This window comes from Roseicyclus salinarum (assembly GCF_029624655.1).
Taxonomy (GTDB): Bacteria; Pseudomonadota; Alphaproteobacteria; order Rhodobacterales; family Rhodobacteraceae; genus Roseibacterium; species Roseibacterium salinarum.
Genome location: NZ_JARRSA010000009.1, coordinates 60,822 through 81,567 on the forward strand (window position 1 = coordinate 60,822; position 20,746 = coordinate 81,567).

The following is a 20,746-nucleotide window of genomic DNA, read 5'->3' on the forward strand; positions in this document are numbered from 1 at the left end:
AGAAAAATTCTTTTCCCCGGCTGGCATTATTCCACCCGAGATGGCTTATATTGAAAAGCGTGGCGCGGCAAACGCGGCGGTTGACCTGTGCGGCGCGCAGGGGCCTCGGCGGCGCAGCCACGGAAACCGGACCGGGACACGCCCGGCCAGAGCAGTGCAGAACGGCCCGCACCGACACGCCGGGCCGCATGAACGGACCGATCTCATGGGGCGTCTGATCCGCTTTCTCCTGATCCTGATCCTGCTGGCGGCGATCGGCATCGTGGCGTTTTCCTATTCGGGCTTCATGCAGCCCGACCGGCAGTCCGTGACCGAGCCCGTGGACCTTGGCGGTGACTAGACGCATCGCGCGGGCCGCCTCGCTCGCCGTCCTCTTGGGAATGTCGGGCGCGGGCGCGCAGGCGCAGGACGGCGTCGAGGAGATCCTGCCCCCCACGTTCCAGAACCTGCCCGAAACGCTCGAGCCCCCGTGGCTGTCCGACACGGTGACACGGCCTCACGCCAACGTGGCCACGTCCGTGGAGCGAGCCGAGATCACGGTGCTTCCGCTCGACGCCGTGGAACTGGACGCGGTGGGGCTTCTTCCGCGCTCCATCACGGGCCTGCCCAGCGACCTCTGGGGGGACTCCGACACCGCGACGCTGGTGCGCCTGTTCCGCGCGCAGCCGAGCGGCGGGCTTCCTGCGGTGCTGTCCTTCACGCAGACGCTCGCGCTGGCGGAACTGGCGCCGCCGGCGGCCACGGGCGATGCACGGGGCGAGCTGTTCCTCGCCCGCCTCGACATGCTTCTGGCGCGCGGCGCGCTCGATCCCGCGCTTGCCCTGATGGAGCGCGCGGGCCCCACCGAGCCGCAGGTCTTCCGCCGCTTCTTCGACGTGAGCCTGCTGACCGGCCAGGGCGACCGCGCCTGCGCGGCGATGGAGGCCAATCCCGACATCGCCCCCACCTTCCCCGCGCGCATCTTCTGTCTCGCGCGGACCGGCGACTGGTCGGCGGCGGCACTGTCGCTGGGCACCGGTGAGGCGCTTGGCCGGATCACGCCCGAGGAGGGCAACCTGATCGCCCGGTTCCTCGACCCCGAACTGTTCCAGGGCGAGCCGCGCCTGCCGCCCGATCCCAACCTGACGCCGCTCGCCTTCCAGATGCGCATGGCCGTGGCCGAACGTCCCGACCTCACGGGCGCGCCGCTCGCCTTCGTTCATGCCGACCTTTCGCTGCTGGCGGGCTGGCGCGCGCAGCTCGACGCCGCCGAGCGGCTGACCCGCTCGGGCGCGATCGAGCCGCAGCAATGGTTCGCCATCTACACCGCGCGCGTGCCCTCGGCCTCGGGCGGCGTGTGGGACCGCGTCGCGGCGGTCCAGGCGCTGGACGCGGCCCTTCTGGCCGGCGACGCGCGCGAGGTGGACGCGCGTCTCGCGCCCGCCTTCGCCCACATGCGCGACGCGGGGCTGTCGGTCGCCTTCGCCACCATCTTCGCCGAGCGCCTGCAGCGCGTCGCGCTCGGCGGCGAGGCGGCGCGTCTGGCCCGGCGCATCGGGCTTCTGTCGCCGATCTACGAGCGCGTGGCGCAAGCCGCCACGCCGGGTGACGCGGCCGAGGCCTTCGCCTTCGATGTCGCGCGCGGCCGGCCCGCCGCCCCCGCGCCCTCCGACGACCCGATGGCCGTCGCCGTCGCGAACGCGTTCTCCGACCCGCTTCCGGCGCATCGCTACACATGGTTCGTCGAGAACGACCGCATGGGCGAGGCGTTCCTGCGCGCAGCCCTCGTCCTCGGCAACCGCGAGTCCGACTACGCCGACATCTCCGACGCCCTCGCGCTGTTCCGCGGCGTGGGCCTCGAGGACCTCGCCCGCCGCGCAAGCCTGCAGCTCCTTCTCGCGGAGGGCTGAGGATGGCGCCCCGCGACGATACCGACTGGATCGCGGCCTTCCTCGACGCCCACGCCGCCGAGCAGGGCGCCGCGCGCAACACGCTGCTCGCCTATGGGCGCGACCTGAAGGACGCGATGGGCTGGCTCGCGCGGCGCGGCGCGTCCTTCGCCACCGCCGGGCGCGCGGCGCTCGAGGATTACGTGACCGCCCTGGAGGCCGAGGGGCTTTCGGCCGCGACGCGTGCGCGCAGGCTGTCCTCGCTGCGGCAGCTCTACCGCTTCGCGCATGACGAGGGGTGGCGCGCGGACAATCCCTGCCTGCAGATCAGGGGGCCCGCGAAGGCGCGCACCCTGCCCTCCGTCCTTGGCGTGGACGAGGTCGACCGCCTGCTCGAGGCCGCTCGGCGCAGCGGCCGGGGCGAGGCCGAGCGCCTGCGCAACGCCTGCCTCTTCGAGGTTCTCTACGCGACGGGGCTCAGGGTCAGCGAACTCGTGGCGCTTCCGGCCGCGGCCCTTCGCGGTGATCCGCGGATGCTGCTGGTGCGGGGCAAGGGCGGCAAGGAGCGCATGGTGCCCCTGTCGCCGCCCGCGCGGGACGCCGCGCGCGTATGGCTCGAACGGCGCGACGCCGAGGAGGACCTCGCGCGCCGCGAGAAGGGCGCCACCGCCTCGCCGTATCTGTTTCCTTCGCGCGGGCGCGCGGGCCACATGACGCGCGTGCGCTTCTTCACGCTCGTCAAGGAGGTTTCGGCCGCCGCCGGCATCGATCCCGCCCGCGTCACGCCGCACACCCTGCGCCACGCCTTCGCGACGCACCTGCTGCAGAACGGCGCCGACCTGCGCGCGATCCAGACGCTTCTCGGCCATGCCGACATCGCCACGACCGAGATCTACACCCACATCCTCGACGCGCGGTTGCGCGACCTCGTTCTGGACAACCACCCCCTCGCGCGCAATCCCGGCTGAGCGGCCGCGCGACGCCACGCGGGGCTTGCCCGGCCCTTTTCTCACCCCCATAACGCTGCCCATGGAAATCATTCCCGAAACGTCCGGCCTCGTCGCCGGACTATCCGAACCGACGACATGGATCACCGCCGCGGTGATCCTGTTCCTGCTGCTGTGCTCGGGCTTCTTCTCTGGCTCGGAGACGGCGCTGACCGCGGCCTCTCGCGGCAAGCTGCGCTCCATCGCGGACCGGGCCGAGGCGGGCTCGAAGGGCGCCGAACGCGCCTTGCGCCTGAAGGAGGACAACGAACGTCTGATCGGCGGCATCCTTCTTGGCAACAACCTCGTCAATATCCTCGCGACCTCGCTCGCCACGGCGCTCTTCACCACGCTCCTGGGCGAAAGCGGCGTGGCCGTCGCGACGCTGGTGATGACCGCGCTCGTCCTGATCTTCTCGGAGGTGCTGCCCAAGACCTACGCGATCAACGACCCCGAGAAGACCGCGTCGCGCGCCGCCGGTCCGGTCGGCGCCGTGATCTCGGTGCTCGCCCCCGTCGTCACCGTCGTGCGCATCATCGTTCGCGCCGTCCTGCGCCTGTTCGGGGTGCGGATCGAGGCTGGCGCCAACATGCTGTCGGTCCAGGAGGAGATCATCGGCGCCCTGTCGCTCGGCCATTCCGAGGGCGTCGTCGAGAAGGAGCACCGCGACCGCCTTCTGGGCGCGCTCGACCTGCACGAACGCACCGTGGAGGAGATCATGCTGCACCGCTCGGGCATCGAGATGATCGACGCCGACGCGCCCACCGAGGAGATCCTGAGCCAGGCCCTGCAAAGCCCGCACACGCGCCTGCCCGTCTTCCGAGGCGAGACCGAGAACATCGTCGGCGTCGTCCACGCCAAGGACCTGCTACGCGCCATCGACCGCATGACGCGCGGCGGAGATGCGCCGGGCCTGTCCGCCTTCCGCATCACCGACGTGGCGATGAAGCCCTACTTCGTGCCCGAGACGACGACGCTCGACGACCAGATGCGGCAGTTCCTGCGCCGCCACACGCATTTCGCCCTCGTCGTGGACGAATACGGCGCGCTGCGCGGCCTGATCACGCTCGAGGACATCCTCGAGGAGATCGTGGGCGAGATCACCGACGAATTCGACGTCGCCGACGCCCCCACCCTGACCCCGGACGCGCAGGGCAACTACGTGGTGGACGGCGCCATGACGATCCGCGACTTCAACCGCGCGACCGACTGGACGCTGCCCGACGAGGAGGCGAACACGCTGGCGGGCCTCGTCATCCACGAGGCGCAGACGATCCCGGTCGAGGGACAGACCTTCTCGTTCCACGGCGTCCGCTTCGAGGTGGCCGAGCGCGACAAGAACCGACTGACGCGACTGAAGATCCGCAAGCTCTGAGGCGCGCGGGGTCGCGGGCGCTTACCCCGCGCCGGGGCCCTGCCGCGTCACCCGATGTCGCTTTCTGACATGCCGCCCGGCTGCCCGGTCCGTTTCATGCCCGGGACACAAGGAGGCCCGTCCATGAAAACCAGCACCCGCGTCTGCATCATCGGAGGCGGCGTCGTCGGCTGCTCGGTGGCCTACCACCTCACGAAGCTCGGCTGGTCCGAAGTGATCCTGCTGGAACGCTCCGAGCTGACCTCGGGCTCCACCTGGCACGCCGCGGGCGGGTTCCACACGCTCAACGGCGACACCAACATGGCCGCGCTGCAAGGCTACACGATCCGCCTCTACCGCGAGCTCGAGGAGCTCACCGGCATGTCCTGCGGCCTGCACCACGTGGGCGGCGTGACGCTGGCCGATACGCCCGAGCGGCTCGACATGCTGAAGGCCGAGCGCGCGAAGCATCGGTTCATGGGTCTCGAGACCGAGATCATCGGCCCAGAGGAGATCGCGAAGGTCGCCCCCGTCACCAATGTCGAGGGCATCCTCGGCGGCCTCTACGATCCGCTCGACGGGCATCTCGACCCCTCGGGCACGACGCACGCCTACGCAAAAGCCGCGCGCATGGGCGGCGCGGAGATCGTGCTTCACACAAGGGTCCTCGAGACCAACCCCCGCCCTGACGGCACATGGGACGTCGTCACCGACAAGGGCACGATCCACGCAGAGCATGTCGTGAACGCCGCCGGCCTCTGGGCGCGCGAAGTCGGCCACATGGCCGGCCTCGCCCTGCCGCTTCACCCGATGGAGCACCAGTATGTCGTGACCGACGATATCCCCGAGATTTACGAGCGTGACCGCGAACACCCCCACGTCATGGATCCCGCCGGCGAAAGTTACCTGCGCCAGGAGGGACGCGGCCTGTGCATCGGCTTCTACGAGCAGACCTGCCGCCCCTGGGCCGTGGACGGCACGCCGTGGGATTTCGGGCACGAGCTTCTGCCCGACGACTTCGACAAGATCGAGGACAGCATCGCTTTCGCCTACCGCCGCTTTCCGGTGCTGGAGCGGGCGGGCGTCAAGTCCGTCATCCACGGCCCCTTCACCTTCGCCCCGGACGGCAATCCGCTGGTCGGCCCCGTGCCGGGCCTGCGCAACTACTGGTCCGCCTGCGGCGTGATGGCGGGCTTCAGCCAGGGCGGCGGCGTGGGCCTCAGCCTCGCGCAGTGGATGGTCGAGGGCGAGCCCGAGCGCGACGTCTTCGCGATGGACGTGGCCCGCTTCGGCCGTTTCCTCACGCCCGGCTACACGCTGCCAAAGGTGATCGAGAACTACCGGACGCGCTTTTCCGTCTCCTACCCCAACGAGGAATTGCCGGCCGCCCGCCCCTTCCGTACCTCGCCGATCCACGACGTGCTCGACGCCATGGGCGCGGTCTGGGGCCAGCAATACGGGCTGGAGGTGGCCAACTACTTCGCCGAACCAGGCGAGCCGCGCCACGAGACGCCCTCGTTCCGCCGGTCGAACGCCTTCGGGCCGACCGCGCGCGAGGTGCGGGCGGTTCGCGACGGCGTCGGCATCAACGAAGTCCAGAACTTCGGCAAATACGCCGTGCGGGGCGCGGGCGCGCGCGCGTGGCTCGACCGGATCATGGCCGGGCGCGTGCCCGAAGCAGGGCGCATCGCGCTGTCGCCGATGCTTGCGCCCTCGGGGCGGATCATGGGCGACTTCACCATCAGCTGCCTCGGGCCCGGGGACTTCCGCCTGACCGCGAGCTACGGCGCGCAGGATTTCCACATGCGCTGGTTCGAGCGGCACCTCGACGGCGACGTGACCGTCGAGAACCTGTCCGACCGCGTCACCGGCTTCCAGATCGCCGGACCGCGCGCGAGAGATCTTCTACAAGATGTGACCCGTACGGATGTCGGCCCCGCCGCCTTCCGCTTCCTCGACGCGAAGCGCATGACCATCGGCCTGTCCGGCGCGCTGGTGCAGCGCGTCAGCTATACCGGCGATCTCGGCTACGAGATCTACGTCGATGCGATGGAGCAACGCGCGCTCTGGTCGGTGCTGTGGGATGCCGGACAGGCTTACGGCCTTCGCCCCTTCGGCATGCGCGCCATGATGAGCCTGCGGCTCGACCGCTTTTTCGGTGCGTGGATGCGCGAGTATTCGCCCGATTACACCGTCGGAGAGACCGGTCTCGACCGCTTCGTGGACTGGCGCAAGTCCGCCCCCTTCATCGGGCGCGACGCCGCCGAGGCCGAGCGTGCAGTCGGCCCGTCGCGCCGCCTCTGCGCCTTCACCGTCGATGCCGACGATGCCGATGTCGTGGCCTACGAGCCAATCTGGCATTGCGGCGAGGTCGTGGGGTTTTGCACCTCGGGCGGCTACTCGCACCATGCCGGCGTCTCCGTGGCGCTCGGCTTCCTTCCCGTGGACTTGATCGAGGAGGGTCGCGAGGTGCAAATCGAGATCCTTGGCCGGATGCACCCCGCGCGGATGGTCGCCACGCCGCTCTTCGATCCCGACGGCGCGCGGATGCGGGGCTGATGGCCGATCCCTCATTCCTTCTGCTGGCGGCGGGACGCGCGACGCGGATGCGCGGCGCCGACAAACTGCTGGAGCCGGTCCCGGCGGCCTTCGGCGAGCGCCCGCTTCTGGAGGTCATGGCCCGCAGATGCCTGCGCGCCGGCGCCACGCGCGTCGTGCTGGGGCCTGGACAGGACGCGCGGCGCGCGCTTCTCGCCCCACTCGAGGTCGAGGTGGTGGATGCCCCCGAGGGGGCGGGCATGGCGGCGTCGATCGTCGCGGGCGTGACCGGCCTGACGGACGCGGTGCTCGTCGTCCTTGCCGACATGCCCGACGTGACCGCATCGGACCTGCACCTTCTGATCGCGCTGTCGCGGCAGGCCCCCCGCGCGATCCTGCGCGCCGCCGCGCAGGACGGCACGCCGGGCCACCCGGTTCTGTTCCCGGCCGACCTGCTGGGCGAGTTGCAGGCGCTGACCGGAGATACCGGCGCGCGCGACGTGCTGCGGCGTCATTCCGGCCGCGTCCACCTGGTGCCACTGAAGGGACGCCGCGCGCTGACCGACCTCGACACCCCCGAGGACTGGGCCGCATGGCGCGCGGGCACGCGCACCTGAAGAAGCCCCCCTGAAAGAGGACGGGCGGTCCCGACCGGAACCGCCCGCCACCCTGTCCTGACGCCTTGGGGGCATCAGAGCTGCAGAAGTCGTGCCTCATGCGACCGGAGCGCACGGCGCGCCGCGCCGTACCCGATCTGCCCCGCGCCCGTCCCCAGCTCCGGGAAGATCGAGAGGATCTCGTCGCGCTGCGCCTCTCCCATCGCGCCCAGCGTCATGTCACCCGGCTGGAAGCTTTCGGTCCAGCAGCCGTCGGACAGGACGACCTCGTGGCGGTCGAACATGAAGTGGACATAGGTGGCGCCGGACGGATCGGCACTTTCGACGCCGGGCTTGCCCACAAGGTGCTTGGCCGCGACGAGCACCTCGCTTTCCGCGAAATAGAGCTGCGTGGCCCCGCCGAAGACCAGCACCCGGTGCTGCGGGCTGACAAGCATGTCCCGCTCGGGCAGGCCGCCGCCAAGGCTTCCGGCCCGGATCAGCACCGGCTTGAGGTTCGGCGCGCGCTGCAACTCCTGACGGCTCAGCGTGCGCGAGCCGACCCAGCGGATTTCCTGAAAGCCGTTGTCGCGCGTCAGGATCCTGTCGCCCTCGCGCAGGGTCTCGACAGGCACCTTGCCGTTCGGCGTGGCGATCAGGGCGCCCGGCGTGAAGCATGGGATGACGTTCTCGATCTCCTTGAAGACAAGCTCGCCCACAGCCTCGGTCTTGGCGGCATCCTTGTAGAAGATCACCTTGCCGCTTTCCCCGGTCTCGCCGCCCGGGTCGATCGCGTCGTCGTAGATGATCTTCAGCGGGCCGGATCCGCTGAGGTCGAGCACGTCGATGTCCCCGTCGTCGGGATCCTCGCCGCCCGTCACGCTGTCGCCGATCCCCTCGACGTACTCGTCGCCAAAAATCGGGTCTGTGAAGGTGCCTGCCTCGAACGTGTCGTTGCCGAAGCCGCCCGTCAGCGTGTCCGCGCCCTGTCCGCCGATCAGAAGGTCGTTGCCGTCGCCACCCTCGATCAGGTCGTCGTCGATCCCGCCGTCGAGGGTATCGTCGCCCTCGCCGCCCAGGATCGTGTCCCTGTCGTCCTGCCCGAAGACCAGGTCGTTGCCCGCGCCCGCATCGATGAGATCACGGCCGTTGTCCGGGATCGGATCGTTCCGCGAGGGCGCGACATTCTCGTCGATCAGGTTGGCAAGGTCGCCCACGCCGGGACCGAGGCCGCCATAGACCGTGTCGTCGCCGTCGCCCGCAATGACCGTGTCCGAGCCTTCGCCCGACACGATCTGATCCGCGCCCTCGCCCGCGTCGATCACGTCGTCGTCGAAGCCGCCGTCGATCGTGTCGTCGCCAGCGCCCGACACGATCACGTCCGCGTCGTCGCCCGTCGAGATCAGGTCGTCGCCCGCGCCGGTCGTGACGGTGTCCCGGTCGTCGAACGGGTCCGGGTCGGCATTGCCGATGAAGGGAAATCCGCGGTCCGGCAGGCCCTCGAGGCCACCGTTCACGACGTTGTCGCCCTCGAGGTCGGTGATCAAGTCGTTGCCGATGCCACCGTCGAGCGTGTCGCGCCCCGCGCCGCCGTCCAGCGTGTCGTCGCCCTCGCCCCCGATGAGCGAATCGCGCCCGTCCTCGCCAAGGAGGAGGTCGTCGCCCGAGCCACCGTCGAGCGTGTCGTCACCCGCCGGCGACGGCACCGGCGCCTCGGTGACGACATCGAAATAGACGTCGGTGACGTTGACGCCCGAGGGCGTGAACCCGGTGCCCCCCGCGTCAGCGGAATGGGTGATGACGATGCTGGCCACGGGCCCCGCGACGGAGACGAGGACCGAATTCGCCGGGTCGTCGTCCGCGCCGGGCAGACCGGTGGAGCGGACCGTGTCGATCCCGGCCACGCCGTCGGTATCGAGCGCCTCGAGATTGGCGCCGGGCGACAGCACGACCTCTATCGGCTGGCCCTGCGCATCGAAGGCCTGGATGGACACGACGCTGTCGAGATCGATGTCGTTGATCCGGAACTGGACGTTCCGCACCGCCTCCGAGAACGCGAGCTGGTAGGCCTCGCCGTTGCCGTCCGCACGGATGTCCGAGGAAAGGCTCGAGTCCGGATCGATCGTCTCGCCGCCCGTGTTGATCCCGTCCGTGAGCTGTTCGGTCTCCTGGTATTCGTTGAGCACGGCGGTGTTCGGCGTCAGCACCGAAAAGGTCACGTCGACCGAGCCCGTGTTCTGCGTGAACCCCGTGATCGCGTCGCCGTCGTCGATCGCGCCGCCATCGTCCGGGTCGGGGGCGAGGTCCCATTCGAAGCTTTCGCGCAGGGTCGCGGTGCCGAGGCTCGCGTCGCCGTAAAGGACGTCGTCGCCCGCCTCGCCGCGCACCTCGTCGTTGCCCGCCCCGGCATAGACCGTATCGTCGCCCTCGCCCGCCGCGATCGTGTCGTCGCCCGCGCGGGCATCCACCACGTCCGCATCCGTGCCGGCCTCGTTGTCGCCGGCGTCGATCAGGTCGCCCTCGGGATCGCCGGTGTAGGCCGTGTCGATAAGATCCGGGCCGGACGTGCCCTCAACGACGAAATCGCCGTTCGAGATGTCCTTGTCGTAGATCGCGACGTAGTCGATCGAACCGTCGAAATGGTTCGAAAACTGGCCGTCGTCCTGCTCGCGGGCGCCGAAGGTGAAGCTTTCGGCGTCGCCGTCGCCGACCGCCAGCGTCAGGCCCGTCACCGCGGTTTCGAGCGTCTGCGTCGCGCCGGTCGTCTCGTTGTCGACGATGAGGCTGGCGCCCGTGGCCTCGTTCCACCCGTAGATCACCGTGACCGCGTCGCCCGACGCGATCAGCCCGGGCGCGCTGGTGAGGATCGACTGTGGGCCGCCTTGTATCGCGTGGCGCAGGACGACGGCGCCCTCGCGCGTCACCTCGATCGCGAAATGACCCTCGCTGGCGGCATCGTCGAATTCTCCACGGTTCAGGATCGTGTGGTTCAGGCCTTTTGCGGCTTCGTCCTGCACGAACCGCACCGCGATCGTGCCCTGGCGAAGATCGAAAGCCGTTCCCCCGCCCGCCACGTCGAACCGGTCCCCCTTGCCGTCGAGCAGGAGCGCGCCCCCCGCCGCCGTCGCGTCCGCGAAGAAGGTTCCGTCCTGCTCAACGCCGTCGGCCAGCCCGCCATCCGCCGCCGGCGCGCCGTCGCGGAAGTCCCAGAGGCCCACCAGATGCGCGGCATTCACCGGATCGTCGTAATCGGACATCGAAAATCTCCCTTCGCCGAGCGCAAAATTCGGGGCGCAGATGCGGCGCGCGTTCTAAAATGGATGTCCGGGCGCAGCCGCGCCGGGCAAAGGCGCGCAGTCGAGGGGATCGTGGACCGAAGCGACGCCGGGATGCAGCGGACCTTCGCGGCGTCTCTTCTCGAAGCTGCCCGGGTTCGGGCTGCCGCGATGCATGGCACTCGTCTCCCGCATCTGTCGATGCGCGTCCTGCGCAGCCTCCCCGCGGCCACTTGCAGACATCGCCCCCCAGTCTGGGCCGTTAACGAATAGCGGCAAAAAGTGGGCGTAAGAAAGGAATTTCTGCTCAAACATGGCAAAAGTGCGGCAGCTGGACGAGGCGATCGCGCCGGCAGCAGGGCGATCTGGCGGGGGATTGTTTCCATTTTCCGTGGGCTTGCCATGGGACGGTGCCCGAAGGGCGTGCGTCAGGACATATCGACGTGGAAAACATGGACAAGCGGGCGCCCGCCCCTAGCGGGCGTTTCTCGATTCGCTACAATCACCGATCGGTTCAGAGAAACACTTTGTGTCAGGATCGCGGACAACGGTCGAGCGGCAAGACCGCCGCCGCGCATTCAGCCCGCGCTGCGCAGCACCGCCGGCTCGGCAGGTCCGGTCACACGGTCCCCGCCGCCAGCGCTCATCAGCGTGGTCAGAACCGCCCGGTTGCGGCCATCCTCCTTGGCGGCATAAAGCGCGCCGTCGGCCGCTCTCATCAGGTCCTGCGGCATCGTTCCATCCGCCGGGGACAGGGCGATGCCGATCGAAACGGTGATGCTGGGAAGCGTCCTGTCGCCATAGCGGACGGAGAGTTGCTGGATGCGTTCGCGGATGCTTTCGGCGCGGTGTAGCGCCTCTGCGACGTCGCTCCGCGGGAGCACGACCATGAATTCCTCCCCGCCGGGCCTCGCGGCCAACTCGTCGCCATCCACGGCCCGATCGAGCACTGCGCCGACCGCGCGCAGGACCATGTCGCCCGCATCATGGCCATAATTGTCGTTGAACTTCTTGAAATGGTCGACGTCGATCGACAGGACCGCGACCGAGCCGCCCTCGCGCGCGGCGCGAGCCATGTGGCTGCGAAGGGCGTCGGTCAGGTGTCGGCGGTTGAACAGCCCCGTCAGCACGTCCCGGATCGACTGGTCCTGGAGTTCGTCCCGCATCCGCACGTTGGCGAGCGCCATCGAGATCTGTTCGGCGCAGAGTTGCGCAAGCCGCCGCGACGCGCGGAACTGTCCCGGCTCCGCGTCCTTTCGCCGCCTCAGGTGCAGCAGGCCGATCGTCTCGCCATGGGCAAGCAGGGGAAGGCAGTAGTAGGGGCGGACGTCCTCGTGCCGGACGTGGGCGCAGGGAAACGCGATCTCGTCATCGCCGAAGGCGTAGGTCCTGCCGCGCCGAAGGCTCCAGCAATCCTCGGGGTGAATGTGCCCGTGCGGTTCGCCGCCGGCCCAGCCCGCGCTGCCGTCCAGCACGTCGCGCGAATTGGCGTAGATGTAGATCTCGCCCTCGCAGGCAGGCAGAAGACCGGTCAGGAACCCGACGACCAGCTCGAAGAGCTCCGTCTGCGAGCGGCTCGATTGCAACCAGCCGTTCAACTCGCCCATCAGCCGCACCTCGCGCGAGAGCCGGGCCTCGGTCCTGGCCGTCTCCTCCAGGATCGCGTTCTTGCGGCCCGTCTCGCGCCACGCCAGGCACCAATGGAGAGTGGGGATGGCCAGAGCGACGAGCGCAAGGCCGCCGAACAGGATCGAGAACCTGGCGAAAGCCGCCTCCGTCACCGCGCGTGCTTCGTTCATGTCGACATAGACCTCGACGACGCCCGCCGGCCCGCCCGGGATGAGAACGGGCAGATAGACTTCCGCGTAGGTCGCGGGGCGGCCGGGCTCGGAGGAGCCGTCGAGGACGTTCACGAACGCCCTGCCCGCGCGAAGCACCGTCGCGGCCTCCGTGTTATGCTGGAACAGCTCCTCGCCTTCGTGGGCCACACCGTCGATCCGGTCTGACAGGAAGGTCAGCTCGCCCGCGCCATTGAACAGTTTGAAGCGGAATACGTCGAGCGCGGCCTTTGCAGCGCGCAACGCGCCGTGCTGCTCAGGCGTGACCTCGCCGGTCTGGAGGAGATGGTCTAAGTCGGGAACGATGGTCGAGAAATACTCCAGCCAAGCGGTGGCGTTCACTTCGGCCTTGCGCTCGATCGTCCAGGCGAGCTGTTTCTCGTAGAGAAGGAAGCCCACATAAGTGATTGCGCATAGCGCCAGGGCGGACGCGAGCCGCGCGTATCGTTCGATCATTTCTCACCAGTTCCAGCCCCCGCTGTCGCAGTCTCGCACGAATGTCTTAAGATTGGGTTCGCACGCCGGCCGCAGCCCATGTACGCAGTCCGCGCGACCCTCCCTTCATGGTCAGACAGGCTCCAAGCGCTCCGCGTCTGCCGTCTCGCGTTCGCCGGCCTCCGGGACCGCGCCAAGCCACGCAGCGCGGACGCCATCAGCCACTGCGTCGAGGTCGAGACGATCCAGCACCTCGACCTCGCCCCTGCGGCGCAGCTGCACCATGTCGTGGCCGCCCGGCATCCGCGCCTCCGGACGGGAGCGCCAGTCGCTGTCGGCGATGCCGTCGATGCCCTCAACGACGATCCCGATCCGCGCCTGCGGAGGCCCGATCAGCAGGACCCGGCGTTCTACCGGCCGGCGCGAGGGCGGTAGGCCGAGATGGCCCGCAAGATCGACCAGCGGCGCCGGCTGTCCCCCAACGAGAAACAGCCCCAGAAGCCCCGCAATATCGGTCTCGCACGACGTGAGGCGTTCGGGCATCTCGAGAATTCGGGCAACCTGCGTGATCGGGGCCGCAAACCTCTGCCCCGCCACGAAAACGAGACTTCGCACCCTTTCGCGTATGATCCCCTGCTCGGACGGCGCGACCGCCCCCGGGCCTGCGCCGCGCCCGAGGACCCCGTCATCGATCGGGACAGGCGAGCGATCGGACAACTCGGATATGTTCAGGAGCGTCGCGTTCGCGAGGATCCGCGCGGCGTCGAGAAGGAACACGACGCTCCCGCCGTCGTCATGTGTTCCCCGCAGAAGATCCGACCGCGTTCCCATTCCGCCTTCCCGGCCGGTCCTGGTCGCGCGGCCGACATGCTGAATGCTGCAGACCTCGTCGACGGCAAGCGCCAATACCCTTTCTCCCGGCATTCGGATCACCACGAACTCCGGTCTTTCGGCCGCCCGTGGAGTGCCCAGGCCGAAGAGTTCATGTGGCTCGATCACGGGAATGCGGCGTCCATGGAAGCGAATGCAGCCCGAGACGAGCCGCTCGCCGAGCCATCGCTCCTCGATGTCCTGGCGCGGCACGGTTCCGAAGATGTGCTCCGCCGAAAGCGCGTACAGGACGCCGCCCGACCGGAAGGTGAGGTGCTTCAGGCCATCGCCGTTGCCGGTCGATGCGACACGGCGAAGCTTCCTTTCGGCGCGTGGCAAGCGTGCGTTTGCAAAGATACGCTCGATGTCGAGGAGGTGAACGATCTGGCCATCCAGAATGGCCTGGCCATCGAGAACGCCTTGCATTTCCGCTCCGTGAAGCCGCTGGACGTTTCCCTCTTCGCAGCGGCGGAGGCCTGAAATCCCGTCCACACCGAGCGCGATCATGCCCTTCCCGTCGGTGACGATCGCGGCGATCGGCCTGCCTGCGCCTTGTGCTCCGAGCTCGCAGAGAACGAACGGGTCGCAGACCGGCACGAGGGTGCCGCGCAAGGTGAGGGCACCGATGACCGCCGGCTCGGGCGAGAGTATCCGGTCAAGCCGGCGGATCAGGGTGACCTCCAGAAGTGCATCGGAGGGCACGCCGACCAGATCGTCGCCGACCTGGAGCAGTCCGATCGTGCGGAACCGCGGGACCGCGTCCGGCCTCGACCCGGACCCCGTCAAGCGCTCGCGCCCTTCTTCAGTTCCGACAGGATGTCCGAGACGGAGGTGACCGTATCGCGTTGCGTCTCGGATCTCTCGAGCAGCTTTTCGATGTGCGGCGCGCTCTCGGACAGTCTCTCGGCGCTTTCCTTCATCCTGCGGATCGCGTCCTCGGTGGTGTCGCCCCCCGCCGCCATCCGCTCGGCCACGACCTGCACCTGCGTCGAGATTTCGCGCGCCGCGGCCGAGTTCCGCTCCGCGAGGCGGCGAACCTCGTCGGCTACGATGGAGAACCCCTCGCCATTCTCGCCAACGCGTGCGGCTTCGATGGCGGCGTTGAACGCGAGCAGGTTGGTCTGCGTCGCGATCTCGTTCACGGTGTTGATCGATTCCGAGATGACGTTCACGGCGTCCTTGACGCTGCGCAATTGCTCCAGACCGCCGCGCAGCGTCGCCTCGCTGGCGAGGATCGTGGTGCGGGAGCTTTCGATCTTGGAGGACACGTCGTCGATATCGGACCGGTTCGAACCCTGCGCGCTGACGATGGCCTGCATTTCGTCGAGAATGCTTTCGGCGCCGGCGTGAAGATCGGACCGGAGCTTGACGTAAGCGGTCTCGTCGATGCCGAACATGAGGACCTTGTCGATCTCTCCCAGCGCGTTTCTGCCGGGGATGTAGTGGACGTGAAGATGCATGTCCCGGTCGAAGCGGCCCTTGAAATGGTAGCAGCCCTGGCGCGTCTCGCCGCGTGCGAGCGACAGCCACAAGTCGCGATAGTCCTGAGACTGGACGACGTCGGTGCTGAAGAAGATGCTGTGATGCTGCTCGATCACCTCGCGCCGCGAATAGCCGGCGAGGCGCAGGAAGGCGTCGTTCGCGCCCGTGATCTTGCCGGTCGGGTCGAACTCGACGATGGCGAACGCGTCCTGTGCGCTTGCCCATCTTCCCTCCAGCGCGACGCGCTCGAGCTTTTCGGCGGTCGTGTCGCGTGCGAACTCCATCACGCGGACGCAGTCCCCCGAATGGTTCCGGATCGGCGCGTAGAACGACGCGTGCCAGACGTCGGAATTTCCGCCGCCCCTTCGGTGATGCTGCCGATCCAGCGACTGTCCCTCGCGAAGACGCTGCCACATCGTGCGGTAGGCGTCGCTGTCCTGCGCACTCTCTCCGCTCAGCATGGATTGCGGCTTGCCCTTCACGTCTTCCCACTTCAGGTGCAGCGATTTGAGGAAGCGCTGGTTGGCCTGCAGAAATTCGCCGTCAGGCGAGTATTCGGCAACACCGATCGCGGCCTCGATGGCCCCAACCTTGCCTTCGATCTCGGCGATGTGGGCCTTGTGCTGTGTCACGTTCCTGCCGAAACAGAGGATCGTTCGCGCCCGCTCGTCACCCGTGGACCTCAGCGGGGCATAGGTTGTCTGAAACCAGATTTCGCTCCCGTCGGCCGCCAGGCGCCGGTAGTCGCCTGACACGCGCTCGCCATCGCGGACGCGGTTCCAAAATTCGAGGTGCTCAGGCGATTTGAGGATGTCTTCTGGCACGAACATCTTGTAATCCTTGCCGATATAGTCGTTCTCGTAGCCTCCTGTCTCGATGCAGAAACGCTTGTTGGCGGCCTGGATCGTGCCCGCCGCGGACAGCTCGAACATGCACAGGACGTCGCTGATCACGGCATAGCGGCTTTCCAGGAAATCCAGCCGCTCTCTCATGGCCTGGATGTCCGATGCGATCTCGAGGAGGCGCGCGAGCTTCCCTGTCGCGTCGAGGATCGGAACCAGTACCGCCCGCATCCACGCGCCGTCGCCCGACGCGGTCCTGTGATGCAGGTCGATCTCGACCGCCCGCCCCTCTCCCGCCGCCGTCCAGGCAGCGCCGAACTCGGTCCCCCTGGCGAATTCCTTGTCGAGCAGTTTCTCAATCTGCTTGCCGATCAGCTTGCCCCGGTCATGCCCGAGCACCTTGCAGAACGAATCGCTGGCATCGGTGACATGCCCGTCCGGGTCGTACTGCACCATGACCGCGCCGCCGGCGATCGCCGCATGGAACCGCTCGGCCTCGATGGCGGCCTCTGTGGCCTCGTTCACGTCCATCAGGCATTGCACGACCGATCGCAGGATGCCCTCCCCATCCTTCACCGGCACGAAGGTCGATTGCAGCCAAAGGCCGTTGCCCTCGTTGGTGATGTGCAGGTGGCGCCCTTCCACGATTCTTCCCTGTCGTAGCTTTTCCCAGAATTCGACGTAGTCGGGCTTGGTCGTCTCGCTGTCCGGCCAGAGCGATTCGTGGCTGCGCCCGGCCATTTCCTCGCCGTAGAACTCCAACGCCATGTTCGCCCGGTCGTTGGACGACAGGATGTTTCCGTCCGGATCGTACTCGATCAGGCCAACGTAGTCGGCGAGCGCCGCGGCCGGGCCGGTCGCGGGCGCCGCCTCGGCTGCGGCGGTGTCGATCTGTCGGCCATGGACGGCGATGCGCGCCGCCCCGCCGTCCTCCATCACCACCCCGGCAAGGATGTCCACGGGAAAGCTCGATTGCGACAGCACGCCCACGGCCGCGCCGCGAAAGGACGACCGCGCGCCCGCCACCAGCTCCTGCCACAGCGCGCCGGCGTCGAGGCCGTCCCCGCTCAGAAGCGATTCGAACCCGTGATCCGACAATCCGTCCTGCGACAGCTCCAGCAGGAAAAGCGCCGCCTCGTTGGCGGACAGCAGGCACCCCGTCTCGGCCGAAAACTCCAGCAGCAGCCCGTTTTCCAGAAGCTTCCCGCCCAGAAGCGCGGCGAGGCCGGAAGCGTCAGGGGTCACGTTTGTCACTGCCTTGGCCATGGTTTCACCCTCGCTGTTCACCCCGGTTCCGCCGTCGCTGATATCGCTCGATGTCTGAAGATTTCATTGCGCCAGCCGAAGAACGCGGCGAACGCAGGGTATCGCGTGCGTGCAAGGGATCGTTAACGGGTATGGGTTAGGAAGGATCCGTCCGCCTATCTGGAGATCCGCCCGTGACCGCAGGAGAGATCAGCTCGACAAGGGGCGGAGCGGTGGCGGCCGACGGACCCCTTCCGGCGACCCTCAAGGCCGCGATTCTGGCGCGGTCGAGGGCACGGCGCGCGTCGGGATCTCTCCGCCCCCTGCACGGCGGCGCCGAGGATGCGCGGATCGAGGTTCTGGGCGACCGTATCGAGATGATCGAGTTCACCCTGAACGAATATGTCGAGCGGATCGACGCGCTGGCGGCCCATACGACGCGGCTTTCCATCGACCGCCTGGAGATCGTGGTCAAAGACCTCGCCACGTCCATAGCAGCCGCCGTTGGTCCGCCTGCCCCACCCGACGCAACTTCCCCGGACGGGGCGACGGGCGCCTCCGACGCGCAGGGCCGGGGCATGACGTCCGCGCCGCCGGGACCCCCGCCGGCCTCAACCTGCGTCGATGCAGTCGACCTGGCCGCCCGGATCGCGGCGCTCGAGGGTCGCATCGACGCGCTGTCCGACCGCATCAGGATCGCCGCCGCACCGCTAATCCTGCAGGAAAGCGCGGCGACCGGGGCCGCGGCACGCCTCTTCGCGGCCTTCACGACGCTCGCGCGGCGGCAGGACGAGGGGCTCGCCCACATCGACGCGAAGCTCTCGAGCATCGGCGACAGGCTGGCCGCGCAGGAGGCGCGCGTGGGACCGGACCAGGTGGAGGCGGCCTGCACGCACCTTACGTCGATCGCAGACGCCCTGAACGACGCCCGTACGCGGGTGGAAATCCGTCTTGCGGAGCGGCTTGAAGCAGTCGCGGCCTCGCGCGCCCACCCGCCTCCCGACGAGGCGCGAGCGAAGACTGCGGACATCCCCGGTCATCTGATCGATCGAATCGCCGATCGCGTCGCGGAGCGGCTGGACCGAAGCGACGCCGCCTTTCCGGGGTCCCGCGACCAGGCGCTTCCAAGGCTCGACCGCAAGATGACGGCGCACCTCGCCCGCGTGGAGCGCGCGCTGGCGACCGCGGCCGCTCGCGACGCGGCACTTGCAAAGCGGCTGGAGACGGTCTGGCCGCAAGCCCAGACCGCCATGCTGGCGCGTATCGAAGAGGCGATTGGCGCGCTCAGGGCCGAGATTGCGGCGAACGGGGTCGATGCACGGCGAGACCTGATGACCGGGACGGAACGTCAGTCGCGCCTCGCGTTGGCCGAGTTGCTCGCCGATGCCGCGCGCCGCGCCGGTCCGGCGGCTTGAAGCCTGACCTCACCAACTGGACAACACGGGAAAGTATCGAAAAAGCCCCACGTTCCGGATCCCTCAACCCGCCGTTAGCGGTTCTTCCGTTAAGTGGTGACGGCCGTCCTGGCGGCCCCTCTGTATGTCAAGACAAGGATTTGGACATGGCTATCGAAAAAAGTGTGGCATCCGCTTCGATCGCGGAAGTGATCGACCGGATTCTCGACAAGGGCGTCGTCGTCGATGCCTTCGTTCGCGTGTCGCTCGTCGGCATCGAACTGATCGCGATCGAGGTGCGCGCCGTCGTCGCCTCCATCGAAAGCTGGCTGAAATACGCCGAGGCCGTGGGCCTTACCGTGGACCCCGCAAGCGCCTGAACCCAAGACGCCTAGGCGGGAGGAGAGTGACGGCACAGCGCCCTGGCAAGTGTCGCGATCTCCTCCCCCAAGGGGCGGTCGGCCGCAAGTCGATCGGACCGGATGCGCACGAAGCCACGAACGGTCTGAGCGGACGGGGAAAACCCGCCTTCGGCGCGCTCGTCAAGGATGTCCATCGCCTGCGTGACCGTCAGCGCCAGGATTGCCAGGATCGTGGCGGCATCTTCGATGGAGGCGGCCGTGATGCGGGCGGCGACGGTGCCCATGGACACGACATCCTGGTTGGCCCCGTTCGTCGATATCGAATGCATGGATGCGGGTCCGCGGCTTCGCATTTCCGCAAGAATGGCGGTCGCCGTCACCTGGGCGCCCATGAACCCCGAATTCAGGCCGGCCCGGCCCATGTGAAGGAACGCAGGCAGGCCATTGTTGAGCCTCTCGTCGGTGAGGCGCGCGACCTGGCGCTCGGCAAGACCGGCCAGCACCGTCACGGCATTCGCCAGCGAATCGGATACCAGACCGACGTGCTGGCCCATGAAATTGCCGCCGTGCAGCGCCGGCACCTCGCGGTCCTCGGGAAAGATCGGGTTGTCGGTGACGGAACTAAGCTCCCGCAGAACGACGGCGTCATGCCAATCCAGCGTGTCGAGCACCGCGCCGATCACCTGGGGCGCGCAACGGATCGTATAGGCGTCCTGGCCGATCCGGGCCTCCTGCCCGTTCTCGTCAGGGCGCAGTTCACGCGCCGCGATGGGCGCGACCACCAGCCGAGACGCGCCCGCGACCCTCGCGAGAAGGGCGGACGTCGCAGCCCTTTGTCCCGGATGGGGCCTCGCGTCGGCGAAGGCCATGTCCCAGGCTTCCAACCGCGCGGCCATCGCCTCGGCAAGGCCGGCGGTCAGCGCGATCGACCATTCCGCGAGGCGCCGCGCGCGGACGGCGTTGCAGAGCGCGACGCCGGTCATTGCGGATGTGCCGTTCACGAGGGCCAGCCCGTCGCGCCGTTCGAGGTCGAGGGGCGCGAGCCCCAATGCCGTCAACGCAGCGGCGCCATCGATCCTTCGCCCGCACCTCGTGAGAAAGTCGGCCCGGCCCTGCAGGCAGAGCGCGAGATGCGACAGGGGCGTGAGGTCGCCCGAAGCGCCCACGGTGCCGCGGCTCGGAATCGCGGGGGCCAGGTCCGAGCGCAACAGGCTCACGAGCGCGTCGATGCTCGCTTCCGACGCGCCGGAAAGGCCCTGCAGGATCGACATCAGCCGCGCAAGCGCGATCGCCCGCGCCTCGTCCCACGCGAAATCGGGTCCCTGGCCGCTGGCGAGATGGTGGATCAGGTTCTGCTGCAGGAGAACACCGTCGCCCGGATCGACAAGGCGGTCGGCCAATGGGCCAAAACCCGTGGTCAGTCCATACACATGCCGGCGCGCGGCGATCGTGGCCCCGAGCCGCCGATGCGAGGCCCGGCAGCGGTCTCGCGCCTCGGGCGCAACCTGCGGCGACGCAGCACCGGTGGCGATCGCGTAGGCCTGCGCAAGGCCAATCTCGCGATCGATGGCGATCTCGTCGCGGCCGCGCCGCGTGTCGTCGGGCATCTCGTTCCCCCCCCTGTTCCACATGCGGCGCGCCCCGGCCGTGACCGGGCCCGC

General features: G+C 68.5%; 13 protein-coding genes. 8 read left to right on the forward strand and 5 right to left on the reverse strand.

Annotated features, from left to right (window positions below; genetic code table 11):
• Window positions 1-205: 205 nt before the first annotated feature.
• The 6 genes from P6F26_RS08100 (at window position 206) to P6F26_RS08125 (ending at window position 7,363) form a co-directional block, all read left to right on the forward strand.
• Window positions 206-340, forward strand: coding sequence for a hypothetical protein (locus P6F26_RS08100; protein ID WP_278028162.1), 135 nt, complete (start codon window positions 206-208; stop codon window positions 338-340).
• The gene (locus P6F26_RS08105; RefSeq protein ID WP_278028163.1) at window positions 333-1,889 is read left to right on the forward strand and encodes a hypothetical protein; all 1,557 of its coding nucleotides are present in this window, start codon (window positions 333-335) and stop codon (window positions 1,887-1,889) included. Before P6F26_RS08100 ends, P6F26_RS08105 begins: the two co-directional genes overlap by 8 nt.
• A 2-nt stretch (window positions 1,890-1,891) precedes the next feature.
• Window positions 1,892-2,836, forward strand: coding sequence for a site-specific tyrosine recombinase XerD (locus P6F26_RS08110; protein ID WP_278028164.1), 945 nt, complete (start codon window positions 1,892-1,894; stop codon window positions 2,834-2,836).
• Window positions 2,837-2,897: 61 nt separating this feature from the next.
• Entirely contained in the window at window positions 2,898-4,229 is a 1,332-nt protein-coding gene (locus P6F26_RS08115; protein ID WP_278028165.1) for an HlyC/CorC family transporter, read from the forward strand.
• 123 nt (window positions 4,230-4,352) lie between these two features.
• Window positions 4,353-6,767: a GcvT family protein gene (locus P6F26_RS08120; RefSeq protein ID WP_278028166.1), complete on the forward strand. Its 2,415-nt coding sequence runs from the start codon at window positions 4,353-4,355 to the stop codon at window positions 6,765-6,767.
• A complete protein-coding gene (locus P6F26_RS08125; RefSeq protein WP_278028167.1) occupies window positions 6,767-7,363 on the forward strand; it encodes a nucleotidyltransferase family protein in 597 nt (198 codons plus the stop codon). Before P6F26_RS08120 ends, P6F26_RS08125 begins: the two co-directional genes overlap by 1 nt.
• Before the next feature lie 74 nt (window positions 7,364-7,437).
• Here P6F26_RS08125 and P6F26_RS08130 read toward each other — a convergent pair whose 3' ends face one another.
• The 4 genes from P6F26_RS08130 to P6F26_RS08145 form a co-directional block, all read right to left on the reverse strand.
• Entirely contained in the window at window positions 7,438-10,599 is a 3,162-nt protein-coding gene (locus P6F26_RS08130) for a Hint domain-containing protein (protein ID WP_278028168.1), read from the reverse strand.
• A 596-nt stretch (window positions 10,600-11,195) separates the two neighbouring features.
• Entirely contained in the window at window positions 11,196-12,911 is a 1,716-nt protein-coding gene (locus P6F26_RS08135) for a sensor domain-containing diguanylate cyclase (RefSeq protein WP_278028169.1), read from the reverse strand.
• 111 nt (window positions 12,912-13,022) lie between these two features.
• Complete coding sequence (locus tag P6F26_RS08140; protein WP_278028170.1) at window positions 13,023-14,546, reverse strand: chemotaxis protein CheW; 1,524 nt, start codon at window positions 14,544-14,546, stop codon at window positions 13,023-13,025.
• Window positions 14,543-17,350 (reverse strand): methyl-accepting chemotaxis protein, encoded by a 2,808-nt coding sequence (locus tag P6F26_RS08145; protein ID WP_278028171.1) that lies wholly within the window; start codon window positions 17,348-17,350, stop codon window positions 14,543-14,545. The genes P6F26_RS08140 and P6F26_RS08145 overlap by 4 nt, the downstream gene beginning before the upstream one ends.
• Window positions 17,351-17,523: 173 nt before the next feature.
• Here P6F26_RS08145 and P6F26_RS08150 point away from each other — a divergent pair, with 173 nt between their 5' ends.
• A complete protein-coding gene (locus P6F26_RS08150) occupies window positions 17,524-18,744 on the forward strand; it encodes a hypothetical protein (protein ID WP_278028172.1) in 1,221 nt (406 codons plus the stop codon).
• 146 nt (window positions 18,745-18,890) lie between these two features.
• The gene (gene gvpA / locus P6F26_RS08155; protein WP_278028173.1) at window positions 18,891-19,103 is read left to right on the forward strand and encodes a gas vesicle structural protein GvpA; all 213 of its coding nucleotides are present in this window, start codon (window positions 18,891-18,893) and stop codon (window positions 19,101-19,103) included.
• Between the two features lie 11 nt (window positions 19,104-19,114).
• Here gvpA and P6F26_RS08160 read toward each other — a convergent pair whose 3' ends face one another.
• On the reverse strand, window positions 19,115-20,692 hold the full coding sequence (locus P6F26_RS08160) for an HAL/PAL/TAL family ammonia-lyase (protein ID WP_278028174.1): 1,578 nt from the start codon (window positions 20,690-20,692) through the stop codon (window positions 19,115-19,117).
• Between the last annotated feature and the right edge of the window lie 54 nt (window positions 20,693-20,746).